Origin of the sequence: Streptomyces sp. NBC_01465, from assembly GCF_036227325.1 — a bacterium.
Classification (GTDB): domain Bacteria; phylum Actinomycetota; class Actinomycetes; order Streptomycetales; family Streptomycetaceae; genus Streptomyces.
This window is the reverse complement of the sequence record NZ_CP109467.1, coordinates 5,205,116-5,231,672: the sequence shown is the minus strand read 5'-3', so window position 1 is coordinate 5,231,672 and position 26,557 is coordinate 5,205,116. Positions and strand designations below refer to the sequence as shown.

18 protein-coding genes and 2 rRNA genes are annotated in these 26,557 nt (G+C 68.0%); 5 read left to right on the top strand and 15 right to left on the bottom strand.

What is annotated here, in order from left to right; all coding sequences use genetic code 11:
- Positions 1 to 22: 22 nt before the first annotated feature.
- The 3 genes from OG707_RS24765 to OG707_RS24755 all read right to left on the bottom strand — a co-directional run bounded on the left by OG707_RS24765 (position 23) and on the right by OG707_RS24755 (position 6,571).
- Positions 23 to 3,148: ribosomal RNA gene (locus OG707_RS24765) — 23S ribosomal RNA — on the bottom strand.
- Positions 3,149 to 3,451: 303 nt separating this feature from the next.
- Positions 3,452 to 4,977, bottom strand: a 16S ribosomal RNA gene (locus OG707_RS24760).
- The 16S and 23S rRNA genes sit together here, the layout of an rRNA operon.
- A gap of 586 nt (positions 4,978 to 5,563) precedes the next feature.
- Positions 5,564 to 6,571 carry a stage II sporulation protein M gene (locus tag OG707_RS24755; RefSeq protein ID WP_329121876.1) on the bottom strand — a complete coding sequence of 336 codons (1,008 nt, stop codon included), beginning with the start codon at positions 6,569 to 6,571 and terminating at the stop codon, positions 5,564 to 5,566.
- 88 nt (positions 6,572 to 6,659) lie between these two features.
- Between OG707_RS24755 and OG707_RS24750 the strand changes: the two genes are divergently transcribed.
- Entirely contained in the window at positions 6,660 to 7,529 is an 870-nt protein-coding gene (locus OG707_RS24750; RefSeq protein WP_329121873.1) for an RDD family protein, read from the top strand.
- Here OG707_RS24750 and OG707_RS24745 read toward each other — a convergent pair.
- The 8 genes from OG707_RS24745 to OG707_RS24710 form a co-directional block, all read right to left on the bottom strand.
- Complete coding sequence (locus OG707_RS24745; protein WP_329121871.1) at positions 7,526 to 8,146, bottom strand: hypothetical protein; 621 nt, start codon at positions 8,144 to 8,146, stop codon at positions 7,526 to 7,528. The two genes, OG707_RS24750 and OG707_RS24745, sit on opposite strands and share 4 nt — an antisense overlap.
- A gap of 99 nt (positions 8,147 to 8,245) precedes the next feature.
- Complete coding sequence (gene ahcY / locus OG707_RS24740; RefSeq protein WP_329121869.1) at positions 8,246 to 9,703, bottom strand: adenosylhomocysteinase; 1,458 nt, start codon at positions 9,701 to 9,703, stop codon at positions 8,246 to 8,248.
- A gap of 276 nt (positions 9,704 to 9,979) precedes the next feature.
- Positions 9,980 to 10,957: a cation diffusion facilitator family transporter gene (locus tag OG707_RS24735; RefSeq protein WP_329121867.1), complete on the bottom strand. Its 978-nt coding sequence runs from the start codon at positions 10,955 to 10,957 to the stop codon at positions 9,980 to 9,982.
- 73 nt (positions 10,958 to 11,030) lie between these two features.
- Complete coding sequence (manA, locus tag OG707_RS24730; protein WP_329121865.1) at positions 11,031 to 12,194, bottom strand: mannose-6-phosphate isomerase, class I; 1,164 nt, start codon at positions 12,192 to 12,194, stop codon at positions 11,031 to 11,033.
- Positions 12,195 to 12,227: 33 nt separating this feature from the next.
- Positions 12,228 to 13,382, bottom strand: coding sequence for an SIS domain-containing protein (locus OG707_RS24725; protein ID WP_329121863.1), 1,155 nt, complete (start codon positions 13,380 to 13,382; stop codon positions 12,228 to 12,230).
- Between the two features lie 52 nt (positions 13,383 to 13,434).
- Positions 13,435 to 13,620: a Trm112 family protein gene (locus OG707_RS24720; protein WP_329121860.1), complete on the bottom strand. Its 186-nt coding sequence runs from the start codon at positions 13,618 to 13,620 to the stop codon at positions 13,435 to 13,437.
- Between the two features lie 236 nt (positions 13,621 to 13,856).
- Positions 13,857 to 15,266: a phosphomannomutase/phosphoglucomutase gene (locus tag OG707_RS24715; protein ID WP_329121858.1), complete on the bottom strand. Its 1,410-nt coding sequence runs from the start codon at positions 15,264 to 15,266 to the stop codon at positions 13,857 to 13,859.
- 63 nt (positions 15,267 to 15,329) lie between these two features.
- Positions 15,330 to 15,731, bottom strand: coding sequence for a DUF3499 domain-containing protein (locus OG707_RS24710; protein ID WP_329121856.1), 402 nt, complete (start codon positions 15,729 to 15,731; stop codon positions 15,330 to 15,332).
- A gap of 272 nt (positions 15,732 to 16,003) precedes the next feature.
- On the opposite strand from OG707_RS24710, the gene OG707_RS24705 reads away from it, so the two are divergent.
- Positions 16,004 to 16,486, top strand: a complete 483-nt coding sequence (locus OG707_RS24705) for a metallopeptidase family protein (RefSeq protein WP_329127955.1) — start codon at positions 16,004 to 16,006, stop codon at positions 16,484 to 16,486.
- 19 nt (positions 16,487 to 16,505) lie between these two features.
- Here OG707_RS24705 and OG707_RS24700 read toward each other — a convergent pair whose 3' ends face one another.
- The 3 genes from OG707_RS24700 to OG707_RS24690 form a co-directional block, all read right to left on the bottom strand.
- The gene (locus OG707_RS24700; RefSeq protein WP_329121854.1) at positions 16,506 to 17,978 is read right to left on the bottom strand and encodes a DUF5719 family protein; all 1,473 of its coding nucleotides are present in this window, start codon (positions 17,976 to 17,978) and stop codon (positions 16,506 to 16,508) included.
- Positions 17,975 to 21,622, bottom strand: coding sequence for a glycosyltransferase family 2 protein (locus OG707_RS24695; RefSeq protein ID WP_329121852.1), 3,648 nt, complete (start codon positions 21,620 to 21,622; stop codon positions 17,975 to 17,977). Before OG707_RS24695 ends, OG707_RS24700 begins: the two co-directional genes overlap by 4 nt.
- A gap of 207 nt (positions 21,623 to 21,829) precedes the next feature.
- Positions 21,830 to 22,093: a WhiB family transcriptional regulator gene (locus OG707_RS24690; protein WP_329121850.1), complete on the bottom strand. Its 264-nt coding sequence runs from the start codon at positions 22,091 to 22,093 to the stop codon at positions 21,830 to 21,832.
- 622 nt (positions 22,094 to 22,715) lie between these two features.
- On the opposite strand from OG707_RS24690, the gene OG707_RS24685 reads away from it, so the two are divergent.
- From OG707_RS24685 to OG707_RS24675, 3 genes are read left to right on the top strand one after another with little or no spacing between them, the layout of a single operon-like run.
- Entirely contained in the window at positions 22,716 to 23,231 is a 516-nt protein-coding gene (locus OG707_RS24685; protein ID WP_329121848.1) for a cysteine dioxygenase, read from the top strand.
- A gap of 12 nt (positions 23,232 to 23,243) precedes the next feature.
- A complete protein-coding gene (cofD, locus tag OG707_RS24680; protein WP_329121845.1) occupies positions 23,244 to 24,200 on the top strand; it encodes a 2-phospho-L-lactate transferase in 957 nt (318 codons plus the stop codon).
- Positions 24,197 to 25,495, top strand: coding sequence for a coenzyme F420-0:L-glutamate ligase (locus OG707_RS24675; protein ID WP_329121844.1), 1,299 nt, complete (start codon positions 24,197 to 24,199; stop codon positions 25,493 to 25,495). Before cofD ends, OG707_RS24675 begins: the two co-directional genes overlap by 4 nt.
- 162 nt (positions 25,496 to 25,657) lie before the next feature.
- Here the strand turns inward: OG707_RS24675 and OG707_RS24670 are convergent, their stop codons facing one another.
- Positions 25,658 to 26,548 carry a DNA-3-methyladenine glycosylase family protein gene (locus tag OG707_RS24670; protein WP_329121842.1) on the bottom strand — a complete coding sequence of 297 codons (891 nt, stop codon included), beginning with the start codon at positions 26,546 to 26,548 and terminating at the stop codon, positions 25,658 to 25,660.
- Between the last annotated feature and the right edge of the window lie 9 nt (positions 26,549 to 26,557).

The window sequence follows — 26,557 nt, the reverse complement described above, 5'->3', positions numbered from 1 at the left end:
AACACAGTGGACGCGAGCAACTGAGGACAAGCCCTCGGCCTATTAGTACCAGTCAGCTCCACCCGTTACCGGGCTTCCACATCTGGCCTATCAACCCAGTCGTCTACTGGGAGCCTTAACCCCTCAAAGGGGGTGGGAATACTCATCTCGAAGCAGGCTTCCCGCTTAGATGCTTTCAGCGGTTATCCTTTCCGAACGTAGCCAACCAGCCATGCCCTTGGCAGGACAACTGGCACACCAGAGGTTCGTCCGTCCCGGTCCTCTCGTACTAGGGACAGCCCTTCTCAATATTCCTACGCGCACAGAGGATAGGGACCGAACTGTCTCACGACGTTCTAAACCCAGCTCGCGTACCGCTTTAATGGGCGAACAGCCCAACCCTTGGGACCGACTCCAGCCCCAGGATGCGACGAGCCGACATCGAGGTGCCAAACCATCCCGTCGATATGGACTCTTGGGGAAGATCAGCCTGTTATCCCCGGGGTACCTTTTATCCGTTGAGCGACAGCGCTTCCACAAGCCACTGCCGGATCACTAGTCCCGACTTTCGTCCCTGCTCGACCCGTCGGTCTCACAGTCAAGCTCCCTTGTGCACTTACACTCAACACCTGATTGCCAACCAGGCTGAGGGAACCTTTGGGCGCCTCCGTTACTCTTTAGGAGGCAACCGCCCCAGTTAAACTACCCATCAGACACTGTCCCTGATCCGGATCACGGACCGAGGTTAGACATCCAGCACGACCAGAGTGGTATTTCAACGGCGACTCCACCATGACTGGCGTCACAGCTTCAAAGTCTCCCACCTATCCTACACAAGCCGAACCGAACACCAATATCAAACTGTAGTAAAGGTCCCGGGGTCTTTCCGTCCTTCTGCGCGAAACGAGCATCTTTACTCGTAGTGCAATTTCACCGGGCCTATGGTTGAGACAGTCGAGAAGTCGTTACGCCATTCGTGCAGGTCGGAACTTACCCGACAAGGAATTTCGCTACCTTAGGATGGTTATAGTTACCACCGCCGTTTACTGGCGCTTAAGTTCTCAGCTTCGCAACCCCGAAAGGTCACTAACCGGTCCCCTTAACGTTCCAGCACCGGGCAGGCGTCAGTCCGTATACATCGCCTTACGGCTTCGCACGGACCTGTGTTTTTAGTAAACAGTCGCTTCTCGCTGGTCTCTGCGGCCACCCCCAGCTCAGGAAGCAAGTTCCTTCACCGGTGATGGCCCCCCTTCTCCCGAAGTTACGGGGGCATTTTGCCGAGTTCCTTAACCATAGTTCACCCGAACGCCTCGGTATTCTCTACCTGACCACCTGAGTCGGTTTAGGGTACGGGCCGCCATGAAACTCGCTAGAGGCTTTTCTCGACAGCATAGGATCATCCACTTCACCACAATCGGCTCGGCATCAGGTCTCAGCCTTAATGTGTGACGGATTTGCCTATCACACGGCCTACACCCTTACCCCGGGACAACCACCGCCCGGGCTGGACTACCTTCCTGCGTCACCCCATCGCTTACCTAGTACAGATCTGGGTCACCGGCTCCACCACTTCCCTCAACTCCGAAGAGATCAGGACGGCTTCACGGGCTTAGCATCGTCTGATTCAGTATTGGGCGTTTCAAAGCGGGTACCGGAATATCAACCGGTTGTCCATCGACTACGCCTGTCGGCCTCGCCTTAGGTCCCGACTTACCCTGGGCAGATCAGCTTGACCCAGGAACCCTTAGTCAATCGGCGCACACGTTTCTCACGTGTGTATCGCTACTCATGCCTGCATTCTCACTCGTGAACCGTCCACCACTGCCTTCCGGCGCGGCTTCACCCGGCACACGACGCTCCCCTACCCATCCCAGCCCCCGTTGGGGGTATGTGCTGGAATGACACGACTTCGGCGGTACGCTTGAGCCCCGCTACATTGTCGGCGCGGAATCACTTGACCAGTGAGCTATTACGCACTCTTTCAAGGGTGGCTGCTTCTAAGCCAACCTCCTGGTTGTCTCTGCGACTCCACATCCTTTCCCACTTAGCGTACGCTTAGGGGCCTTAGTCGATGCTCTGGGCTGTTTCCCTCTCGACCATGGAGCTTATCCCCCACAGTCTCACTGCCGTGCTCTCACTTACCGGCATTCGGAGTTTGGCTAAGGTCAGTAACCCGGTAGGGCCCATCGCCTATCCAGTGCTCTACCTCCGGCAAGAAACACACGACGCTGCACCTAAATGCATTTCGGGGAGAACCAGCTATCACGGAGTTTGATTGGCCTTTCACCCCTAACCACAGGTCATCCCCCAGGTTTTCAACCCTGGTGGGTTCGGTCCTCCACGACCTCTTACAGCCGCTTCAACCTGCCCATGGCTAGATCACTCCGCTTCGGGTCTAGAGCGTGCAACTCAATCGCCCTATTCGGACTCGCTTTCGCTACGGCTTCCCCACACGGGTTAACCTCGCTACACACCGCTAACTCGCAGGCTCATTCTTCAAAAGGCACGCAGTCACGACCCATTGAGTAAACTCAATGAGCGACGCTCCCACGGCTTGTAGGCACACGGTTTCAGGTACTATTTCACTCCGCTCCCGCGGTACTTTTCACCATTCCCTCACGGTACTATCCGCTATCGGTCACCAGGGAATATTTAGGCTTAGCGGGTGGTCCCGCCAGATTCACACGGGATTTCTCGGGCCCCGTGCTACTTGGGTGTCTCTCAAACGAGCCGTTGATGTTTCAGCTACGGGGGTCTTACCCTCTACGCCGGACCTTTCGCATGTCCTTCGCCTACATCAACGGTTTCTGACTCGTCTCACAGCCGGCAGACTGTGAAAGAGAGATCCCACAACCCCGCATGCGCAACCCCTGCCGGGTATCACACGCATACGGTTTGGCCTCATCCGGTTTCGCTCGCCACTACTCCCGGAATCACGGTTGTTTTCTCTTCCTGAGGGTACTGAGATGTTTCACTTCCCCTCGTTCCCTCCACATACCCTATGTGTTCAGGTATGGGTGACAGCCCATGACGACTGCCGGGTTTCCCCATTCGGAAACCCCCGGATCAAAGCCTGGTTGACGGCTCCCCGGGGACTATCGTGGCCTCCCACGTCCTTCATCGGTTCCTGGTGCCAAGGCATCCACCGTGCGCCCTTAAAAACTTGGCCACAGATGCTCGCGTCCACTGTGCAGTTCTCAAACAACGACCAACCACCCGTCACACACCACTCACGCGGTGCTGTACCGGGGCCGGCAACCGAAGACACAAGGCTTTACAGCCCGTACCTTCAGATACCCAACAGCGTGCCCGACCCGACCAATCACTCTTCCCTTTCCACGCCGAAGCAGTACTGAGGAAAAACAACCTGTCGTGCCGAGTAGTCAACGTTCCACCCATGAGCAACCAGCATCAGACGTTCGCTGATGAACTGGCCTCTGACCAACCGGAGTTGGTAAGAAGTGCTCCTTAGAAAGGAGGTGATCCAGCCGCACCTTCCGGTACGGCTACCTTGTTACGACTTCGTCCCAATCGCCAGTCCCACCTTCGACAGCTCCCTCCCACAAGGGGTTGGGCCACCGGCTTCGGGTGTTACCGACTTTCGTGACGTGACGGGCGGTGTGTACAAGGCCCGGGAACGTATTCACCGCAGCAATGCTGATCTGCGATTACTAGCAACTCCGACTTCATGGGGTCGAGTTGCAGACCCCAATCCGAACTGAGACCGGCTTTTTGAGATTCGCTCCGCCTCGCGGCATCGCAGCTCATTGTACCGGCCATTGTAGCACGTGTGCAGCCCAAGACATAAGGGGCATGATGACTTGACGTCGTCCCCACCTTCCTCCGAGTTGACCCCGGCAGTCTCCTGTGAGTCCCCATCACCCCGAAGGGCATGCTGGCAACACAGAACAAGGGTTGCGCTCGTTGCGGGACTTAACCCAACATCTCACGACACGAGCTGACGACAGCCATGCACCACCTGTCACCCGACCACAAGGGGGGCCGTATCTCTACGGCTTTCCGGGCGATGTCAAGCCTTGGTAAGGTTCTTCGCGTTGCGTCGAATTAAGCCACATGCTCCGCTGCTTGTGCGGGCCCCCGTCAATTCCTTTGAGTTTTAGCCTTGCGGCCGTACTCCCCAGGCGGGGAACTTAATGCGTTAGCTGCGGCACCGACGACGTGGAATGTCGCCAACACCTAGTTCCCAACGTTTACGGCGTGGACTACCAGGGTATCTAATCCTGTTCGCTCCCCACGCTTTCGCTCCTCAGCGTCAGTAATGGCCCAGAGATCCGCCTTCGCCACCGGTGTTCCTCCTGATATCTGCGCATTTCACCGCTACACCAGGAATTCCGATCTCCCCTACCACACTCTAGCCTGCCCGTATCGACTGCAGACCCGGGGTTAAGCCCCGGGCTTTCACAACCGACGTGACAAGCCGCCTACGAGCTCTTTACGCCCAATAATTCCGGACAACGCTCGCACCCTACGTATTACCGCGGCTGCTGGCACGTAGTTAGCCGGTGCTTCTTCTGCAGGTACCGTCACTTTCGCTTCTTCCCTGCTGAAAGAGGTTTACAACCCGAAGGCCGTCATCCCTCACGCGGCGTCGCTGCATCAGGCTTTCGCCCATTGTGCAATATTCCCCACTGCTGCCTCCCGTAGGAGTCTGGGCCGTGTCTCAGTCCCAGTGTGGCCGGTCGCCCTCTCAGGCCGGCTACCCGTCGTCGCCTTGGTAGGCCATCACCCCACCAACAAGCTGATAGGCCGCGGGCTCATCCTTCACCGCCGGAGCTTTTAACCAGGTCCCATGCGGAACCCGGTGTTATCCGGTATTAGACCCCGTTTCCAGGGCTTGTCCCAGAGTGAAGGGCAGATTGCCCACGTGTTACTCACCCGTTCGCCACTAATCCACCCCGAAAGGCTTCATCGTTCGACTTGCATGTGTTAAGCACGCCGCCAGCGTTCGTCCTGAGCCAGGATCAAACTCTCCGTGAATGTTTTCTCGCCGAAGCGAGTAGACACACGAAAGAGCGGAACGGTCATGTCGGAATAGGACCGACCGTTCACTGCGTCCTCGCTGTGTTGCCTTCCCGGCAAAGGGAAGGTCTTTTTCAAAGGAACCACCAACCCACCGAAGTGGGCCGGGGTATCAACATATCTGGCGTTGACTTTTGGCACGCTGTTGAGTTCTCAAGGAACGGACGCTTCCTTTGTACTCACCCGCAGAACATTTTCTGGGGCTTTCCTCCGGGCGCTTCCCTTCGGTCTTGCGTTTCCGACTCTATCAGACTCTTTCGTGTCCGATTCCCGGTCGAAACGGGGTGCTTTTCGGTCTCTCGACTTTCCAGCGATTCCGACTTTATCAGATGAAATTTGGCCGACTTGATCGGCCTCGTCATTCTGAATATCGGGAGGCTCTGCGGAAATTCAATTTCCGGTGTGAGCGAGAGAGACACTAGCTGTTTCGCTCGAACCTGTCCAGTTCGAGGCAACCGTTCGAATCTACCTCCCCACTCGAACCGTGTCAACGGTTTTTTGTGGGCGAGGAGGAGACTAGCAGGTCAGGGGGTGCGTACGCACATCACGCCGCGATGGGGAGTTCGGCGCTTCGGTCCGCTTCCTCCACGTCACCGGTGTCGCCTGCTCGTGCTGCTCGGCCGCCTAGTACGTACACGTAGGTGAGGAATGCCAGTTCCGCTGCGATGCCGATGCCTATGCGGGCCCAGGTGGGGAGGCCCGAGGGGGTCACGAAGCCTTCCAGGATTCCTGAGACGAAGAGGACCAGGGCCAGGCCGATGGCCATGCCCAGCGCTGCGCGGCCCTGTTGGGCCAGAGCTGTGCGGCGGGAGAGGGGGCCCGGGTCGATGACGGTCCAGCCGAGGCGCAGGCCTGTGCCGGCGGCTACGAAGACCGCGGTGAGTTCCAGGAGGCCGTGCGGGAGGACCAGGCCGAGGAAGGTGTCGAGGCGGCCGGCCGAGGCCATCAGGCCCATGCCCACGCCGAGGTTGAGCATGTTGAGGAAGAGGATCCAGAAGACCGGGAGGCAGAGGAACCCGCCCAGGACCAGGCACATCGTGGCCGCCTGGGCGTTGTTCGTCCAGACCTGGGCTGCGAAAGAGGCGGCGGGGTGGCTGGAGTAGTAGGTCTCGTATTCGCCGCCCGGGCGGGTCATGTCGCGGAGTGCGGAGGGCGCTGCGATGGAGGACTGGATTTCCAGGTGGGTCGCGATCCACCAGCCGATGAGGGCGGCGACTGCTGTCGAGATCAGGGCTGTGGGGACCCACCAGTGGCGGGAGCGGTAGACCGCTGCGGGGAAGCCGGCTGTGAGGAAATGGACCGCGTCTCGCCAGCTCGCCCTGCGCGTGCCCGTCACTGTGGCGCGGGCTCGGGCCACCAGTTGCGTCAGGCGGGCCGTGAGCATGGGGTCCGGGGTGGTGGACTGGATCTGCGAGAGGTGGGTGGCCGTGCGCTGGTAGAGGGCCACCAGTTCGTCGGCCTCCGCGCCGGTGAGTCGGCGGCCTCGGTGCAGGAGGTGGTTGAGGCGGTCCCACTCGGCTCGGTGGGCCGTGACGAAGACATCCAGGTCCATGGGACTGCTGCTCCTGCCTCTGCTGCTGGTTGTGGTTCGGCGTCAGCTTGGCAGACTGTGGATCTCGGCGAAGGGTGGGTGGGCTTCTGTGAGTTGGCTCGTGACGGGCGATGCGGTCGTACTGGGGCTGCAGCCTGCGAAGTTGCCCAGTCGGGCGCTGGCACTGCTGATTGATCTGGTCGTCGTCTGGGCTGTGTACATCGGGCTTTCGGTGGGGGTTATCGCCGCTACCGCCTCGATGGACGAGGCTGCTTCGGCTGCTTTGAGTGTGGGGTTGTTCTTGTTGGTGCTCGTCGGGGCTCCCATCGCCGTGGAGACGCTCAGCCATGGGCGGTCGCTGGGGAAGCTGGCGTGCGGGCTGCGGGTGGTGCGGGACGACGGGGGGCCGATCCGGTTCCGGCATGCGCTGGTGCGGGGGGCCATGGGGGTCGTCGAAATCATGATCACCTTCGGGGTCGTGGCGTGCATCGCCTCCCTGGTCTCCGCACGGGGGCGGCGCATCGGGGATGTCTTCGCGGGGACCCTTGTCGTACGGGAGCGGGTGACCGCGGGGCGCGGTGTGCGCGCTGTGCCGCCTCCGCCGCCGTGGCTGGCCGGGCGGTTCTCGGGGCTGGATCTGTCCGGGGTGCCGGACGAGCTGTGGCTGGCGGTCCGGCAGTACCTGACGCGGATGGGGCAGCTCGACGCGGAGGTGGGGTGGGCTGTCGCGGAGCGGCTCGCCGGGGAGCTGGCCGGCCGTACGGGAGCTCCTGTGCCTCATGGGGTGCCGCCGGGGGCGTACTTGGCCGCTGTCGTCAATGAGCGGCAGGTGCGGGATGCGCGGCGCGTCTTCGGAGTGAGTGCCTCAACTGGGCTGCAGGAGCCCGTGGTTGTCGCTCCTGTGGTGGGGGCCGTGCGGAGGGATTCCGTCGAGCAGGAATCGCGGGGCCCCGGCTCCGGGTTCGCGCCGCCTGGTTAGGGCGCGGGGAACGTCGAGGGTGGGGTCTCCAGGTGTTCCAGCTCGATTCCGGGGGCTGAGAGCACTACGTCTCCTGCGATGTGGACCGTGTGCTGTTCCCCTGTGTCCAGGGCGTTGATCCGGTACTCGTCCACCAGGAGCGGGCCGTTGTCAGTGGCGTGCGCTTCACTTTTCAGTAGGGCCCAGGACTGGTCGACGGTGCGGGGGGCCAGGACCGGGTCGGTGAAGGCGACCAGGCGGACGCGGGTGGCGGGGGTGTGGGGAGTGAGGCGGAGGAGACGCGCGGTGGCGATGAGGAAGGCCGGGGAGGTGCCGGTGAACGCGTGGGCCTGGACGTTGCCTTCGGTGGCGTACGCGCCGGTGGGGTCCGTGCGGACCCAGGTGACGCCGTCCAGGGCCGCGCCGCGGATCTGCCAGGAGGAGGCGTTGAGTTCCAGGCGGATGGGGCGGCCCAGTTCGTCGACGGCCAGGTCGACGGAGCCCGCGTGGTCTCCGGCGGGGGTCGTCGTCTGGGCCACGTAGCGCCAGCCGGAGGGTCCGGGGGCGCAGTGGAAGTGCTCTTCACCGAGGGGGGTGTGGTCGTGGGGGTCGTGCAGGGAGTAGCGGCCGCGGGGCATGGGGGTCCTTCTGGGAAGTGCCGACAAGGGGCAGGCCCCCGGCACTGGGTGACGGGGGCCTGGCCTGTGTTCGGGTGGTGCTGGGGTGGTGCTGGTCGATCAGTAGCGGTAGTGGTCGGGCTTGTACGGGCCCTCTACCTCTACGCCGATGTAGCTCGCCTGCTCCGGGCGCAGCGTGGTGAGGCGGACGCCGAGGGCGTCCAGGTGGAGGCGGGCGACCTTCTCGTCGAGGTGCTTCGGGAGCACGTAGACGTCGGTCGGGTACTCGGACTGCTTGGTGAACAGCTCGATCTGGGCCAGGGTCTGGTCCGCGAAGGAGTTGGACATCACGAAGGACGGGTGGCCCGTCGCGTTGCCGAGGTTCAGCAGGCGGCCCTCGGAGAGGACGATCAGGACCTTGCCGTCTTCGAACTTCCAGGTGTGGACCTGGGGCTTGACCTCGTCCCGCACGATGCCGGGGATCTTGGCCAGGCCGGCCATGTCGATCTCGTTGTCGAAGTGGCCGATGTTCCCGACGATCGCCTGGTGCTTCATCTTGGCCATGTCGGCGGCCATGATGATGTCCTTGTTGCCCGTCGTGGTGACGAAGATGTCGGCGATCTCGACGACGTCGTCGAGAGTGGCGACCTGGTAGCCGTCCATCGCCGCCTGGAGCGCGCAGATCGGGTCGATCTCCGTGACGATGACGCGGGCGCCCTGGCCGCGGAGCGACTCGGCGCAGCCCTTGCCGACGTCGCCGTAACCGCAGACGACCGCGACCTTGCCGCCGATGAGGACGTCGGTGGCGCGGTTGATGCCGTCGATCAGGGAGTGGCGGCAGCCGTACTTGTTGTCGAACTTCGACTTGGTGACCGCGTCGTTGACGTTGATCGCCGGGAAGAGCAGCTGGCCGTCGCGCATCATCTCGTACAGGCGGTGGACGCCCGTGGTGGTCTCCTCGGTCACGCCGCGGATCTCCGAGGCGAGCTGGGTCCACTTCTGGGGGTTCTCGCTCAGGGTGCGGTTGAGGAGCTTGAGGATGTACGCGTACTCCTCGGAGTCCGCCGTCGCCGGGTCCGGGGCCGCGCCGGCCTTCTCGAACTCGACGCCCTTGTGGACGAGGAGCGTGGCGTCGCCGCCGTCATCGAGGATCATGTTCGGGCCGCCGGTGGGGGTGTTCGGCCAGGTCAGCGCCTGCTCCGTGCACCACCAGTACTCTTCCAGGCTCTCGCCCTTCCAGGCGAAGACCGGGACGCCCGCAGGGGCCTCGGGGGTACCCGTCGGGCCGACCGCGATGGCTGCCGCGGCGTGGTCCTGGGTGGAGAAGATGTTGCAGGAGGCCCAGCGGACGTCGGCGCCGAGGGCGACCAGCGTCTCGATCAGGACCGCCGTCTGCACGGTCATGTGCAGGGAGCCGGTGACGCGTGCGCCGGCGAGCGGCTGGGTGGCCGCGTACTCCTTGCGGATCGACATCAGGCCGGGCATCTCGTGCTCGGCGAGCGTGATCTCCTTGCGGCCGAAGGCGGCCAGGGACAGGTCGGCGACCTTGAAGTCCTGAGCGGTGGCGACAGTCGTCATGATGTGGGCTGCTCCTCGTGGAAAGGGGTCGAGGGTGGTGCTTCGGGTGGCTGTGCTCTGCGGTTTCGGCGTGCGGACATGGGAATGCCCGGGCGTCGTACACACAGTGCGCAGTCCGTCGGAGGCCCTCTCTCCCTCGGACGGTCCGCAGGACGGACCGCCCGACCGCCATCAGCAGCGACGTCTGGCTCTGGTCACGAATCTACACCGATCGGCCCAGTGGACCCCAGTCCGGATGGGGAGAGGCTTTGTCCGGTGGGGTGTTGGGGACTTGCGTCAGTGGGCGGGACCGGGGGTCGGACCGCCCGGGGTTGCTGCGGGGTCGTTGCCCGCTGCTGCGTCCGACTCGCTGTAGATGTCCGGCTCCAGGTAGATCACGCGGGCGATCGGGACGGCTTCGCGGATGCGGGTCTCCGCCGCGTTGATGGCGGCTGCGACCTCGGCTGCCGTGTCGTCGTGCTGGACGGCGATCTTGGCTGCGACGAGGAGTTCCTCGGGGCCGAGGTGGAGCGTGCGCATGTGGATGACCGAGGTGACGGTGTCGTGGTCGACGATGGCCTGCTTGATCTTGTCGACCTCGTCGGTGCCCGCGGATTCGCCGAGGAGGAGCGACTTCGTCTCCGCTGCCAGGACGATCGCGATGGCGATCAGCAGGATGCCGATGCAGAGCGTGCCGATGCCGTCCCAGACGCCGTTGTCGGTGATGACGGCAATGCCAACACCGCCCAGGGCGAGGACGAGACCGATCAGGGCGCCGAAGTCCTCGAGGAGCACGACGGGGAGCTCGGGGGCCTTGGCGCGGCGGATGAACTGGGTCCAGGAGAGGGCGCCGCGCGTCGCGTTGGACTCCACGATCGCCGTACGGAAGGAGAAGCCCTCCGCGATGATCGCGAAGACCAGGACGCCGACCGGCCAGTACCAGTTGTCGAGGGAGTGGGGGTGCTTGATCTTCTCGTAGCCCTCGTAGACGGCGAACATGCCGCCGACGGAGAACAGGACGATGGAGACCAGGAAGGCGTAGATGTAGCGCTCGCGGCCGTAGCCGAAGGGGTGCTCCGGTGTTGCCTCGCGCTTGGCCTTCTTGCCGCCGAGGAGGAGCAGGCCCTGGTTGCCGGAGTCGGCGAGCGAGTGGACGCTCTCCGCGAGCATCGACGACGAGCCACTGAAGAGGAACGCCACGAACTTCGCTACCGCGATCGCGAGGTTGGCGCCGAGCGCCGCCACAATCGCCTTGGTTCCGCCTGACGCGCTCATGAGTGGGCTGGGTCCCTTCGTCGGTGCTGGTGCAGGTGTGGGCTGCGGGCCTGTACGGCCGCACATTGTTGCATCAGGCCACGACGGTGGCGCGGAAGACCGTACCGGGGCCGGTGAGCGTTGCTTTTTCGCCCGCCGGTACGAAGACCGACTGGCCGGGGGTGAGCTGGAGTTCGCCTGCGGTCGGGGTGCCTGCGGTGCAGAGCAGGATCTGCGGGGTAGTGGCGGGGAGATCGACGGGGGTCGCGTCGGCGGGGAGGGCGTAGCGGGAGAGGCGGAACTCGTCGATGGGGGTCTCGTAGAGCTCCTCGCCCGACTCCGATGCCTCGGGGCGCAGGACGCCCGGGCCCGTCGGCTCGAAGCGGACGATCTTGAGGAGTTCGGGGACGTCGACGTGCTTGGGCGTGAGGCCGCAGCGCAGGACGTTGTCGGAGTTCGCCATGATCTCCACGCCCATGCCGCTGAGGTAGGCGTGTGGGACGCCCGCGCCGAGGAACAGGGCTTCGCCCGGCTGCAGTTGGACGTGGTTGAGCAGCATCGCCGCGATGACGCCCGGGTCGCCGGGGTAGTGCTGGGCGATCTGCGCGTACGGGGCGTGGGCGCCGCCGAGGCGTTCCGCTGCCGCTGCGGATTCGGTGACCGTGGTCCGCATCTGGGCGGGGTCCGCGGTCAGGACCGCCGTGAGGACCTCGCGCAGGGCCGCCTCTTCGGGGCGGGCGCGCAGGATGTCCACGTACGGCTTCAGCGAGTCCACCCCGAGGGCGGCCAGCAGGTCGGCCGCCTCCGACGGGGCGCGGAAACCGCAGAGGCCGTCGAAGGGGGTGAGCGCGCAGATGAGTTCGGGCTTGTGGTTGGCGTCCTTGTAGTTGCGGTGCGGGGCGTCGATGGGGACGCCGGCGCGCTCCTCGGCCTCGTAACCCTCCTTCGCCTGCGCGAGGTCGGGGTGGACCTGGAGGGAGAGGGGGGCTCCGGCCGCGAGGATCTTGAGGAGGAAGGGGAGGCGCGGGCCGAACTTCGCGACTGCGGGTGCGCCGAGTTCGGCTTCCGGATCGGCGGCGATCAGTTCGGAGAGGGGCTGTGCGCCCTGGCCGCGGTCGACGCGGGAGGGGGCCCCGGGGTGGGCGCCCATCCACATCTCGGCCTGGGGTTCGCCTGTGGGGGCGGTGGAGAGGAGGGCCGGGATGGCGGTCGTGGAGCCCCAGGCGTAAGGGCGCACGGTGTTGTCGAGGCGGTCCATGAAAACTCTCTCTGGGGTGGGTTGCCGGCAGGGCTACGAGGAGGCCAGCGCCAGGTAGACGGCTGCGAAGTCCGTTGTCGCGACGACCTCGGCGAGGGATTCCAGTTCGCTGCCCTCCTCCGGCTCCAGTTCGCTGAGGGGCGCGTCGTGGGCGAGCGCGAGCTCGCGGGCCGCCGGGGCCGCGGTGAGGCCGCCGGCCGGGCGGTCGCGGAGCAGGACGACGCGGGGGCGCAGGGTCTGGGGGTCGTCCACGCGGTCGCGGAAGAAGTCGTCCGGGGAGGCGTCCGGGGAGTTCTGGCCGTTCCCATAGGTGCCGGACAGGAGCGTGCTGTGGGCCGCGATCGCCTCGGGGAGCTCCGCCGCCAGGGCCGGGTGGCCTGCCAACTCGCCCAGTACGGCGGCGAATCGGCGCCCTGCGGCGGCTGTCGCCGTGCCTTCCGACCAGATGAGGGGGAGCGATTCCGCGAGTTCGGAGGCGAGTGTCTTGGCCGGGTTGCTGTACGTGGTGATGGCCGGTCCGCAGCGCTCCGCCGTGCGGTCGAGGCGGTCCGCGACGCGGCTGATCGTCTCGGGCGGGGCCGTGAGGATGCCCACCCTGTCCAGGAGGACGAGAAGGGGCGTGAGCAGGGACCAGAGGGCGCCGGGGGCGGCTGCGGACTCCGTGGCCTCGTCGGGGTGTTGACGGCCGTCGTACGGGGCCGTCGCGAGGGGTACGGAGAGGCCGTGCGCGCCGTCCACCGCCTCGGTGAGCGGGGTGCGGCGGGGGGCCACGGCGACGACCGTGCAGCCCCGGCGGTAGGCCTGCTCGGCGAGGAGGGCCAGGCCCGGTTCCGTACCGTCCGTCGTGGTGATCAGCAGGAGGTCGACCGGGCCCGCCCAGCCGGGGAGTGCCCAGCGCAGGGCGCCTGCGGCGGGGGCGACTCCGGTGGGGGCGAGGCGGGTCACGGGGGCCGTGGTGCCCGCCAGTGCGGTGAGCAGGTCGGCGACTCCGGTGGCCGCGGTGCCGGGGCCCGCGAGGAGGAGCGCGCGGGGGCGGCCCTCCGGCTTGAGCTCGGCGATGCCGGCCTCGACTGCGTTGCGGGCGGCCGTACGGACTCGGGCGCCCGCCTCTGCCGCGCCGCGGAGGAGGCCGTGGCGGTCGGCCCGGGCCAGGGCGTCGGGGGTGTCCAGCAGCGTCTCGTCCAGCATGGGGCGGGCCCCCTCCTCCGTGGTGTTTTCTGCTGTGTTCTCTGCTGAGGCTCTACGCGGGGCGGCGGGCCTCGTCGACGAGGAGAACGGGGATGCCGTCCCGTACGGGGTAGGCCAGGCCGCAGTCCTTGCCGGTGCAGATCAGCTCGGGGGAGTCGGTGGAGGCGGACTCGTCCTTGAGCGGGGCGTGGCAGGCCGGGCAGGCGAGGATCTCCAGGAGGCCGGCTTCGAGCGGCATGGGGTGTCCCTTCGAACGTTTGGGTTGGGAGACGTCAGCGTACCGCCGGGCCGGGGGCGGGGGTCTCTCCCCTACCCCGCCCCTTCCCGAAACTGGGGTGGGCCCCAGGCCCCCTGGGGGTGGGGTGGGCCGGGGGCTGCGCACCCCGGGCCCCGCTTGCGGGGGCTTCGCCCCCTGCACCCCTTTCGGGGGCTCCGCCCCCGGACCCCCGGTCCTCAATCGCCGGACGGCTTGAACTACCTCGCCCTCACCAGCGCCAGCACCTCGTCCCGTACCTTCGTCATCGTCGCCTCGTCCCTCGCCTCCACGTTGAGGCGCAGCAGTGGTTCCGTGTTCGAGGGGCGGAGGTTGAACCACCAGTCCTGCGACGTCACCGTCAGGCCGTCGAGGTCGTCCGTGGTGATTCCGTCCAACCCGGCGTACGTCTCCCGGACCGCCTCCGTGCGGGCCTTCTGATCGTCGACCGTGGAGTTGATCTCGCCCGAGCCCGCATAGCGGTCGTACGAGGAGACCAGGGCCGAGAGCGGGGTCTCCTGGCCGCCCAGGGCCGCCAGGACGTGCAGGGCCGCGAGCATGCCCGTGTCGGCGTTCCAGAAGTCGCGGAAGTAGTAGTGCGCCGAGTGCTCGCCGCCGAAGATCGCTCCGGTGGTCGCCATCTCCTGCTTGATGAAGGAGTGGCCCACGCGCGTACGGACGGGGGTGCCGCCGTTTTCGCGTACCACCTCGGGGACCGACCAGGAGGTGATCAGGTTGTGGATCACCGTGCCGCCGGGGTGCTTGGCCAGTTCGCGGGCTGCGACCAGGGCCGTGATCGCCGACGGGGAGACGCCCCGGCCCTGCTCGTCGACCACGAAGCAGCGGTCCGCGTCGCCGTCGAAGGCCAGGCCGAGGTCGGCGCCCTCGGCGAGCACGCGGGCCTGCAGATCGACGATGTTCGCCGGGTCCAGGGGGTTGGCCTCGTGGTTGGGGAAAGTGCCGTCCAGCTCGAAGTACATGGGGATCAAGTCGACGGGGAGGTCCGCGAAGACCGTGGGGACCGTGTGGCCGCCCATGCCGTTGCCCGCGTCCACCACGACCTTCAGGGGACGCATCGACGAGAGGTCGACGAGGGAGAGGAGGTGCGCCGCGTAGTCGGTCAACGTCTCGCGGTGGGTGATGGTTCCCGTGGTGGGATGGGGCCTCCCCTGCTCGAGCGAAGCCGAGAGCTTGGGGAAGGGTGTTGGGGCTTCTGTGGCCAGCCAGGTCTCGGCGAGCGTACGGATCTCCGCGAGGCCCGTGTCCTGGCCGACCGGGGCCGCGCCCGCCCGGCACATCTTGATGCCGTTGTACTGCGCCGGGTTGTGCGAGGCGGTGAACATCGCTCCGGGCAGGTCCAGTTGGCCCGAGGCGAAGTACAGCTGGTCCGTCGAGCAGAGGCCGATGAGGGTGACGTCGGCGCCCTGGGCGGCCGCGCCGCGCGCGAAGGCGTTCGAGAGGCCCGGTGAGGACGGGCGCATGTCGTGGCCGATCACAATCGCCGATGCGTCCGTGACCTTGACGAAGGCCGCCCCGAAGAGCTCGGCGAGGGGCTCGTCCCACTGGTCGGGGACCACTCCGCGTACGTCGTACGCCTTGACGATCTGCGACAAATCGACGGCAGCAGTCACGGCCGGCCCTCCTGAAGGTCTTTACGGATCCCTCAAACTACCCGGAGGTGGCACAGCCGCTGTTCAGGGCTCCGGCGAGCGCAGCACCCTCAGGTGGCCGCGGCGTGCGACCTCCATCGGGTCGGCCTGCTGTCCGCGGACGGGCGGACGGGCCGCTTCCCGTACCGCGTTGGCGAGGGCTTCGAGGTCGTCGCCGCTGGGGCGTGCGGGGGCCGAGCCGTCGGTGAGACGGACGACCTCCCAGCCGCGCGGGGCGGTCAGCCGCTCGCTGTGGTCGGCGCACAGGTCGTAGCAGTGGGGTTCGGCATAGGTGGCGAGCGGGCCGAGTACCGCGGTCGAGTCGGCGTAGACGTACGTCAGCGTCGCGACGGCGGGGCGGCCGCACGCGGTCCGAGAACAGCGACGTACAGGGCTCACGATGTTGGACGGTACCGCACTCTTGAGCGGGCCGCGACGACTCTCCACGACGTCACTCCACCGTGTCGTCGTGTCACCCCTGCCCCTGGTGTCCGCGGAGCAACTGCCCTGACCTGCACGGGGGAAGAGGGGCACAGTCAGTGACCGGGCGGTATTCGGTCAGTAGTTGGCCTGATCCGGATAATCGGCAGAAGATGTGCGGTCACATCGCGAAGTTGAATCGATCCGAAGTGTGATCGAGGCGTTCATTCGACGACATGTCGCGCAGAGGCCCGGCCCGTCCTTCACCGGGCCGTCCGGAGGACTACCCTGCGTCAGTGATGGACGCTCCCGCACCCCCGCCCCAGCCCGCCGAGCCGCGGCCGCCCCGACCGCCGCGCCGCCGCGACCGGCACGGCCGCGGTATGCGCGGGCCTGTCGCCCCTCCGCAGGTCCCTCTCTCCGCCACCCGTGCGGAGACCTTCCGGGACCTCGTACAGGACTCCGTGGAGCGTCTGGAGCGGCGCTGGCCGCAGCTGGCCGAGGTCGACTTCCTGGTGCTCGACGTGCCCCGTACGAGCACGCCGGACGACCCGGACGAGTGGCGCGACAGCGAATCCGTACCGCTGGGCAGCGCGGTCGCCGCGGCCAAGGACCGGGCCGCGCGGATCGTCGTCTACCGTCGCCCCGTCGAGATCCGTACCAAGAACCGCGACGAGCGCGCCCTGCTCGTCCACGAGGTCGTGGTCGAGCAGGTCGCCGAACTCCTCGGCCTGGCACCGGAATCGGTCGATCCGCGGTACGGGCAGGACGGACAGGACTGACCCGGACGGCCGGGCGGGCTCAGTCGTTCAGGAGCGACAGGTCCTGGTCGGCCGCGGGCACCGCGACCATCCCCCGGTCGTCGGAGAGCGTCTGCACCGTGAACATCGGCACGCCGCCCTGCGGGAGTTCGAGCGTGCGCGCCGCGTAGACGGGACCGCTGCCCGCCTCCGGTTCGACGGTCAGTGCGTACGCGCCCTTGAGCCCCGAGGGCACTTCCGGCTTCACCGCGAGCGTCGTACCGGCCTTGATCGTGTACGTCTTGACCACAGCCGAGCCGCCGCCGCTGCCCGCGGAAGCCGTGACCTTCACCTTGGCACCGGCCCCGGGCGCGACCAGCGAAAGGGTCGAGCCCTTGGCACGGTTGTCCGCCGCGGTGGCCCGCTCCCCCACCGGCCCTGCCGCCGGGATGAAGGCGACCTCCTGCTTCGAGCCCTTGCCGCGTACGACCTTGAGGGCGGCCACCACCGGGGCCGCGCTCCCGTCGTCCGAGGCGGACAGGACGAGCGAGCCGGCCACGCCGCGCGTGACGTTCTTGAGGTCGACCGAGGCGGTCATCCCCGCCTTCACATGCAGGGTTTCGAAGCCGGCCGGGGTGATCGTGCCGTCCGCACCCGCGAGTTGGATCTTGAGGTCGGCGTCGTCGGTGCCGGGCGCGTACGCCACCAGCTGCACGTCCGTCGCGTCGGCGGGGATGCCGGGCAGCACCTGCTTGCGGGATGCGGCGGCCGAGGCGGGCAGCCAGTCGCTGCCGAGCTTGTCGTCCATGGACTGGACGACGGCGCCCACGCGGCCCGAACGGGTCGAGACGTGGACGGTGAGGTCGGCGGTCTTGGCCGGGATCAGGGTGGAGAGCAGGACGGACACGCTGCCGTGCGCCGGGACCGTGATGTCCTCGCCCACGTCGGAGGCGATCCGGCCGTCCTTGCCGTAGAGCTCGATGTCGGCGACGGCCGCGCCGTCGTCCGGATTCGTGAGGTGGACGTAGTCCTGGCGGTCAGCCGCCGTGCTCGCGCCGGGGAACCAGAAGTCGGTGTCCGGGGCGGTGCAGTTGGTGCCGAGCAGACCGCGGGAGCCGCCGGTCGTGACCGTGGTGGTCTGCTGGGCGGTCCAGCCGGGGGCGAGCGCGCCATCGGCCGAGCCGATCAGGGCCGGGGCGTCGCCGCCCGAGGCGGTGGCGGTGGCGGGCTTGCCAGTCTGGGTGAGGGGGGCGACGGGCTTGTCCGACTTCTTCTTCGCCGCGGCGGAAGGCTGCAGCGCGGCCTTGCCGGACTTGCCGGCCGTTCCCGCGGGGGTGAACGACGTGTACGTCGTCTCCGCCAGGTCGGACTGGCTCGGGGCCGGGCAGAGCAGGCTGGTGCGCTCCACGGGCAGCCGCGCCGGGGCCTTGGCCTCGGCCGTCGTACTGCCGCCGGGGGCGGCGACGACGGCGAGGCCGGTGACCGCGGCGAGGGCGGCGACAGCTACGCCGAGGGAGAGGGTGTTGCGGTTCACTGGTGGCTCCCGTCGGGGCGCTGCTGGTGGGGCTCGTCGTCGGGGTGGGGCGGCTGCTGCTGGGGCTGCTGGTGTTCGGGCGGCAGCTGCTGTCCGTAGCCGTACGGGTCGTACTGGGCGTCCTGCTGCGGGTATTGCTGCTGCTGGTACGGGTCGTAGCCCTCGGTGCCGTACTGGCCCGGGTACTGCTGGTACTGCTCCCCGGCGTAACCCTGCTGGCCTTCGGGGTACTGGGCGTAGTCGGCCGTCGCGTACGTCGGCTGCTGCTGGTCCCACTCCCCGTACGGCTGCTGCTGCGGCACCTCGCTGCCGTACTGCGGCGCGAAGTCGCCCTCGGCGACCGGCTGCTGGTACGCCTCCTCGTCGGCGGGCAGCTCCTCGCCGCCCTCCTCCGCCTGGGCCGCGGCCCTCAGCCTGCGCGCGCGGCGGCCCTCGCCGGCCACCGGCTGGGCCGGCACCAGGAGTTCCTCCTCGGGGAGGTCGTCGTCGACGTCCCTGCGGCGGCCCGGCAGCGCGAGCACCAGGAGCACCAGGGCGAGCGCGCCCTGGGCCCAGATCCACGCGGTGTGGGTGATCGGTTCGTCGTACGTCAGGGCGAGCTTGCCGCCCTCCGCGGGCAGTTGGAAGCCCTGCGCCCAGCCGTCGACGGTCGTCTTCGTCAGCGGGCTTCCGTCGAGCGTGGCGCTCCAGCCGGGCGCGGCCGCGTCGGCGATGCGCAGGATCCGTCCTGCCGGTCCCGCGGGGAGCGTGGTGTGCGCCTCTACGGGGTCCGAGGCCACCGCGACGGGCTCGGCGGTGCCGGAGACGATCGTGGCGCGGGCGATCTGCCGGTCGACGCTCCACAGTGCGCTGCCGTCCAGCTGGCTGAGGCGGGCGAGGCCGGGGGTCGCGTCGAGGACCCGGCTCATCTCCTTGGGTGCTCCGTCGCGTACGAGGACATAGCGGATCGCGTAGCCGCTCAGCTGGCTGGACTGGTCGGCTCCGGAGCCGGCCACCAGGTTGGCGACGATCTTGTCGAGGCGGGGGCTGCTGCCGCCCGCCTCGGCGAGCTCGGCGTCGCCGAGGCGGCCGCCCGAGCCGCGTACCAGCGTGTACGAGACCTTCGCGGCGGAGTTCCCGCCGAGGACCAGCGTCCGTGCCTGGTCGCGCGTGCCGCTCTCCTCGGCGACGAAGGCGGGCACCTGCGTGGGGTCGCGGCGCTCCACCGGACCGTCGGCGCCGCCGGCCATCCAGCCGAAGGCGGCGACCAGCGGGCCCAGGACCGCGGCGACGGCGATGAGCCCTGCGACCGGCTGGCGCCAGCCGAAGCTCTGCGTGGCGACGCGTTCGCGGGCGCCCTCGGCGCCGAGCACGGCGGCGGCCAGGAGCGCGATGCCGTAGACGAGCGTGGCGGGACCGGCCCAGCCGGAACGGTTCGCGAGGACCGAGAAGACGAGGCCGACCAGGGCGCCGGCCCAGGCGGCACGGATCGCGAACTGCCGCTCCCCGCGCAGGAGTGCGGCCAGCGCGGCCAGCACCACACCGGCGAGGACGAGACCGCCGACGGCCTTCGGTCCGCCGGGGCTGATGCCAAGGAGGTCCAGCGCGGAGGCCGAGCCCTTGCCGTAGGCGAGGCCCGCTTCCTCGAAGAGCCGGGAGGGGTGCGTCAGCAGCGACAGCGACCAGGGCGCGAGCACGAGGAGCGGGGTGCCGACGACGGCGAGCAGGCGCAGTCCGTACGCGGTGATCTCGTCGCGGTGCAGCACCAGCACACCCACACCGAGCACCACTGCGAGCGGCCACACGACCGGGGTGAAGGCCATGGCGAGGGTCAGCAGGAAGGTGTACGCCCAGGTGGCGCGCCAGGAGCCGCGCGCACCGCGCAGCCCGGCCGCGGAGACGGCGCAGCGCGCGATCAGCGGCAGCAGGATGGCGAGGACGGCCGTCCCGACGCGTCCGCTCGCGAGTGCGCCGGTGGCGGCGGGCAGGAAGGCGTACGCGACGCTTCCCCAGGCCCGCAGCAGCCGCGACTCGGTGAGCGGCCGCGAGGCGAAGTACGCGGTGAGTCCGGCCAGCGGCACCGAGCAGACCAGCAGCAGGGTGAGCGCGAAGCCGGTGTGTCCGAGGAGCACGGTCGACAGCGCGGCGATGATGCCGAGGTAGGGCGGTGCGGTCTGGGTGCCGCCGACTCCCAGGGGGTGCCAGGCGTCCGCGTACCGGCTCCAGAGTTCGGAGACGTCGCTCGGTGCGGGCAGTAGTGCCCCGCCTGCGAGCGCACCGCCGCCGAGGAGTCCGCGGCAGGCGGCGAGGGAGGCGACGAGGAGTACGGCGAAGAGCACAGGCCCTGGCTTGCGGGCGATGCGCTTGAGCCGGGCGAACTGCTCGACGTCCAGGTAGTCGCTGTCCTCGCCGCCGGGTCCTGACTCGACGACGCCGTGGCGCGAGCCGCCGGCTTCGGGTTCGGAGGACCCGCCGAAGTGGCTGGTGACCTGTTCGACGGTGACGCGGACGGTGGCGCCGGTCGGCGGGAACAGGGGCCGCAGCTCGCTCGCCTCGACCGATCCCTTGCCTCTGCGGCGCCGGGCGCCGAGGAGGCGGCCGGGCCGCAGGAGCGTCCCGAAGAGCCCGGTGACCTCGTCGACGGCCTGGCCCGGCACCTTGCCGACCAGGTAGGCGACGGTCCGCACGAGCGTGCCGATGACGAGACGCAGCAGGACGTACGGAAGTGCCTTGCCGCGCGCGTTGGCGAGCAGCGTGTAGACGGCGCCCGCCTTGTCGACGCGGTGCGGGCTGGCGACGGAGCGGCCCACGCAGTCGATGGGGCGCCGCTCGCGGGCGGAGGCCTCCGCGTGGCGCAGTACGGCGTCGGGGGCGACGACGACCTTGTGTCCGGCCGTGTGCGCGCGCCAGCACAGGTCGACGTCGTCGCGCATGAGGGGCAGCCTGCGGTCGAAGCCGCCCAGCTCCTCCCAGACGTCACGCCGGATGAGCATCCCGGCCGTCGATACGGAGAGGACGGAGCGGACCTGGTCGTGCTGTCCCTGGTCCTGCTCGCGGCGGTCGAGTCCGGTCCAGCGGCGTCCGCTGTTGGCGATGGAGACGCCGACTTCGAGGAGTTGCTTGCGGTCGTACCAGCCGCGGAGCTTGGGTCCGACGATCGCGGCGTACGGATCGGAGTCGGCGACGCGCAGCAACTCGGCCAGGGCGTCCGGCTCGGGCGCGCAGTCGTCGTGCAGCAGCCAGAGCCACTGCACGGGCTCGCCGTGCGGCAGTTCGGGCAGGTCGTAGGTGTCGTCGCGCCAGGTCCTGCTGACCGGGTCCCAGCCGCTGGGACGCTTCAGGTACGGCAGTTCCTCGGGGGTGAGGACCCCTGCCGTACGCGCCGCCTCCTCGACGGCGGTGCCGAAGCCCGTGCGGCGGGCGAGGTGCAACACCCGCTCGGCGCCGAGCGCTTCGGTGACCAGGGCAGCGGAGTCGTCCGCGCTGCCGGTGTCGGCGGCGACCACGTTCTGTACGGGCCGGTCCTGCCCGAGCAGCCCGGCGAGCGCGTCGGGAAGCCAGCGCGCGCCGTCGTGGGAGACGAGCACGGCGGTGACGACGTGCCTGGGGAACTCTGGGGTCGCGGCGGCCTCGTACGGGGCCGTCGACTGGCTGTGCACGGACATCGAGGTACGGCCCCTCCGGCCGGGGTCCGGGGGTCGTCCCCCGGAAGGCTGCTGTGCGGATGCGGTGGACGCACGCGCCCCGTGAGGGCGTTGGTGCATCACGCGGACAGCGCCCCACAGTAACGGGTGGGTATGACGACGGTCCGCCGCCTGCGGGGATGGTGCAGGCGGCGGACCGTTCGTTACGTACGGAGTTGGGCGAATTGCCTAGACGGCGGCCTTCTTCAGCCGGCGGCGCTCGCGCTCGGAGAGACCGCCCCAGATGCCGAAGCGTTCGTCGTTGGAGAGGGCGTACTCAAGGCATTCCGAGCGGACTTCGCAGGCCAGGCAGACCTTCTTGGCCTCGCGGGTGGAGCCGCCCTTCTCGGGAAAGAAGGACTCGGGGTCGGTCTGGGCGCACAAAGCGCGCTCCTGCCAGCCGAGTTCTTCTTCCGTGTCGTCGACCAGCAGTTGGTGGAACACCTCGGTCATGTGCGCCCCTCGTCCGTCTTTGCGTCCCCGTGATGCTGTCGTTACCGATTTCGGATGAACGACACGAGTGAAATTACAAGTGTGTGGATCCGGGCCAGTCAAGCCGAGATCTGCTATTGGGCCCCTATTTCACTCTGCGGAACCAAGGCTATGCGGAAAGTGTTCAAATCACCAAAAAACCTGACACTTGCCACTGGCCCATCCCGGCGCCCCTCCCTCAACAGAGAAGGACGTGACGGGGATTGATCTTGTTGCGTTCCGCCCCTCGAAGCGATCGGGATCACAGTCGGATCACGAGAGCGCCGCGACGTTTGCGACTGGGGTTGCTGCGCCACATCTCCGCTCTTACGTCCGAACAAACCTTTCTCCGGGCGGAGTAACCGGATGAGGTGAAACATTACCCCCAAATCGGGCATCGAGTTGACAGCCGCGAGCCGAGCCGCTGTCCTTGATTGCATGACCGCCGCCGCAGTACGCACCGCACCCCACGCCCGTGGGTTCCGCAGTGCTGTCCAGGCGCGCTGTTGCTGTTCCAGCTGTTGAGTCCATCCGCGTACTCCAGCCTTGCGGCCTCCCGCCCTGCGACACCCCAGCACTGACTCTGCCGAGGAACCCCCGCACCATGAACAGCAATGACAGCGACCTCCAGATCGCCGGCGACATCCTCTCCGTACAGCACCTTCTGCAGCCTGCCCGCGAGCACCCGGCCACCGTCGCCGAGTTCGCCGGCCTGGCGCGCTCCATCGCGGCCGACCGCACACAGTGGGCGCACCTCGTCCAGTACGACGCGACCTCCCGCTGGTACCACCGGCTGCGCACCGGGCCCGGTTACGAGGTCTGGCTGCTGAGCTGGGTCCCGGGACAGGGCAGCGGGCTGCACGGGCACGGGGACTCGTCGGGGGTACTGACCGTCCTGGACGGTCACTTGACCGAGCGGACCGAGGTCGCGGCGCGTGAACTGGGCGCGGGGGCGCAGCGCGTCTTCGCGCCCGGTTACGTCCACGAGGTCGTGAACGACTCGTTGGAGCCGGCCGTCAGTCTGCACGTCTACTTCCCCGGGCTGACCGACATGCCCATGCACAGCGCACAGCTCTCCGCGTGCTCCGCCCCGGCCGCCCAGGATGTCGTACCCGCCTGACATGCTTGGGCCATGCGCATTGTGGTTCTGGCTGGCGGTATTGGTGGTGCCCGGTTCCTGCGCGGCCTCAAGCAGGCCGCGCCCGACGCGGACGTCACCGTCATCGGCAACACCGGTGACGACATCCATCTGTTCGGGCTGAAGGTCTGTCCCGACCTCGACACCGTGATGTACACCCTCGGCGGTGGCATCAACGAGGAGCAGGGCTGGGGACGGACCGACGAGTCCTTCACCGTCAAGAGCGAGCTCGCCGCGTACGGCGTGGGCCCCGAGTGGTTCGGGCTCGGCGACCGGGACTTCGCGACGCACATCGTGCGCACGCAGATGCTGGGGGCCGGGTATCCGCTGAGCGCGGTGACTGCGGCGCTGTGTGAGCGGTGGCAGCCCGGGGTGCGGCTGATCCCTATGTCCGACGACCGTGTTGAGACGCATGTGGCTGTTGAGGTGGACGGCGAGACCAAGGCCATTCACTTCCAGGAGTACTGGGTGAAGCTGCGCGCGTCTGTGGATGCGCAGGCTGTGGTGCCGGTGGGTGCCGAGCAGGCCAAGCCTGCGCCGGGGGTGCTTGAGGCTATTGGTGAGGCGGATGTGATTCTGTTCCCGCCGTCCAACCCTGTGGTGAGCGTCGGGACGATCCTGGCCGTGCCCGGGATCCGTGAGGCGATCGCCGAGGCGGGAGTGCCGGTCGTCGGGCTGTCGCCGATCGTGGGCGATGCGCCGGTGCGGGGCATGGCCGACAAGGTGCTGGCCGCGGTGGGCGTGGAGTCGACTGCCGGCGCGGTCGCCGAGCACTACGGGTCCGGGCTGCTCGACGGGTGGCTCGTCGACACCGTGGACGCGGGTGCTGTCGCGGGAGTTGAGGCGGCGGGGATCCGGTGCCGTGCCGTACCGCTGATGATGACCGATCTGGACGCCACTGCCGAGATGGCCCGGGAGGCGCTGAAGCTGGCCGAGGAGGTACGGGCGTGAGCTCCCCCGAATTCCGGGTGTGGGCCGTTCCCGGGCTGCCCGAGGTGCAGGGCGGGGACGATCTGGCGAAGCTCATCGCCGGGGCGGCTCCTGAGCTGATGGACGGGGACGTCGTTCTCGTTACGTCGAAGATCGTGAGCAAGGCCGAGGGGCGCGTTGTCGCTGCTGAGGACCGTGAGGCCGCCATTGATGCGGAGACCGTGCGCGTCGTCGCGCGGCGCGGGACGCTGCGGATCGTGGAGAACCGGCAGGGGCTTGTCATGGCGGCCGCGGGGGTTGATGCCTCCAACACGCCTGCGGGGACTGTGCTGTTGCTGCCCGAGGATGCGGATGCTTCGGCTCGGGGGATTCGGGACGGGTTGCGGGAATTGTTGGGGGTTGAGGTCGGGGTTGTAGTCACCGACACCTTTGGGCGGCCCTGGCGGAACGGGCTGACCGATGTGGCCATCGGGGCCGCGGGGGTTCGGGTGCTCGATGATCTGCGGGGCGGGGTGGATGCGTACGGGAATCCGTTGAGCGCCACTGTTGTCGCGACTGCTGATGAGCTCGCTGCTGCGGGGGATTTGGTCAAGGGCAAGGCCGAGGGGTTGCCCGTTGCTGTCGTGCGGGGGCTTGGGCATGTCGTGGGTGAGGGCGGGGGCGCCGCTCGGGACATGGTGCGTGTTGCTGCTGATGACATGTTCCGGCTGGGGACTTCGGAAGCCGTACGGGAAGCGGTGACGCTGCGGCGGACCGTGCGGGAGTTCACCGACGAGGCGGTGGACGGGGGTGCGGTGCGGCGGGCTGTGGCTGCGGCTGTCACCGCGCCGGCGCCGCATCACACGACGCCTTGGCGGTTTGTTCTTGTTGAGTCGGAGGAGGCTCGGGGGCGGCTGCTTGATGCGATGCGGGATGCGTGGGTTGCGGATCTTCGGGGGGACGGGAAGTCCGAGGAGTCTGTGGGTAAGCGGGTGCGGCGGGGGGATGTGCTGCGGCGGGCGCCCTATTTGGTTGTGCCTTGTCTTGTGATGGACGGCTCCCATACGTATGGGGATGCGCGGCGGGATGCTGCTGAGCGGGAGATGTTCGTCGTCGCCATGGGGGCCGGCGTGCAGAACTTTTTGGTGGCGCTGGCGGGTGAGCGGCTGGGGTCTGCCTGGGTTTCTTCGACCATGTTCTGTCGGGATGTTGTGCGGGATGTGTTGGGGCTGCCTGAGGGGTGGGATCCGATGGGGGCCGTTGCGGTGGGGCATCCGGCTGGGCCTGCGAAGGAGCGGGCTGGGCGTGATGCGGGGGACTTCGTCGAGGTCCGGTAGGGGTTGGCCTGGGGGTGCCGCTGCGCGGAGCAGGTCCCCGATCCCGCCCCTTCCCGAAACTGGGGCGGAGCCCCAGACCCCCCTGGCCCCGCCTTTCGGCGGGCTCCGCCCCCGGACCCCCGCTCCTCAATCGCCGGAGGGGCTTGATTTGGCTGATGCAGCTCAGAGGCTTGCGATGTTCGCCACCGGCATCTTCGGCTGGCGCCGCGGGGGTGTTCGGCCCGTCAGGAGGATCAGGCGGGCCGCTCTGTGGCGGTGGCCCTCGTACGGAGCCAGGAGGTGCAGCATCTCCTCGTCCGTCGATCTGTGCGCTCCCGTCAGCGCGTAGCCGATGATGTTCGGGAGGTGCAGGTCGCCCGTGGTGATCGCGTCGGGGGCTCCCAGTGCTCGCTGCAGGACCTCCGCCGTCGTCCACGGGCCGATGCCGGGGATCAGTTGGAGGCGCGCCGCTGCCGCTTCCGGAGACATCGACGCCGCCTGCTCCAGGCGGGGCGCCACCCTTACCGCTCGCAGGATCGTCGCCGCCCGTTTGTCGTCCACGCCCGCCTTGTGCCACTCCCAGGACGGGATCAGGGACCAGGTGCGGGCCGTCGGGATCACGTGCATGCCTGCGGGGGCCGGGCCCGGGGCCTCCTCGCCGTACTTGCGGACCAGCAGGCGCCACGCTCGGTACGCCTCGTCCGTCGTCACCTTCTGTTCGAGGATCGACGGGATCAGCGACTCCATCACCAGGCCTGTGCGCGTCAGACGCAGGGACGGGGCTCTGCGCGCCGATTCCGCCACCAGGCGGTGGTGGGCGACGAAGGTGGACGGGTCGTCCAACTCGCCCAGGAACGACGGGAGTTGGGCCCGCATCCAGTCCGCTCCCGGGCCCCACACCTCCGCGCCGGACGGGTCGACCCGGAGTGTCGCCGGGCCTTTGGGCGTACGCGAGACGCGCCAGACCGTGCCGTCGCGTTCGATGCGGCAGGTCGGGTCGCCCGGGCCGCGCCGCAGCGGGCCGAGGATGAGGGTGAGGTCGGTGGGGCTGCCGACCGGGAAGCGTCCGGACACCCCACCGAG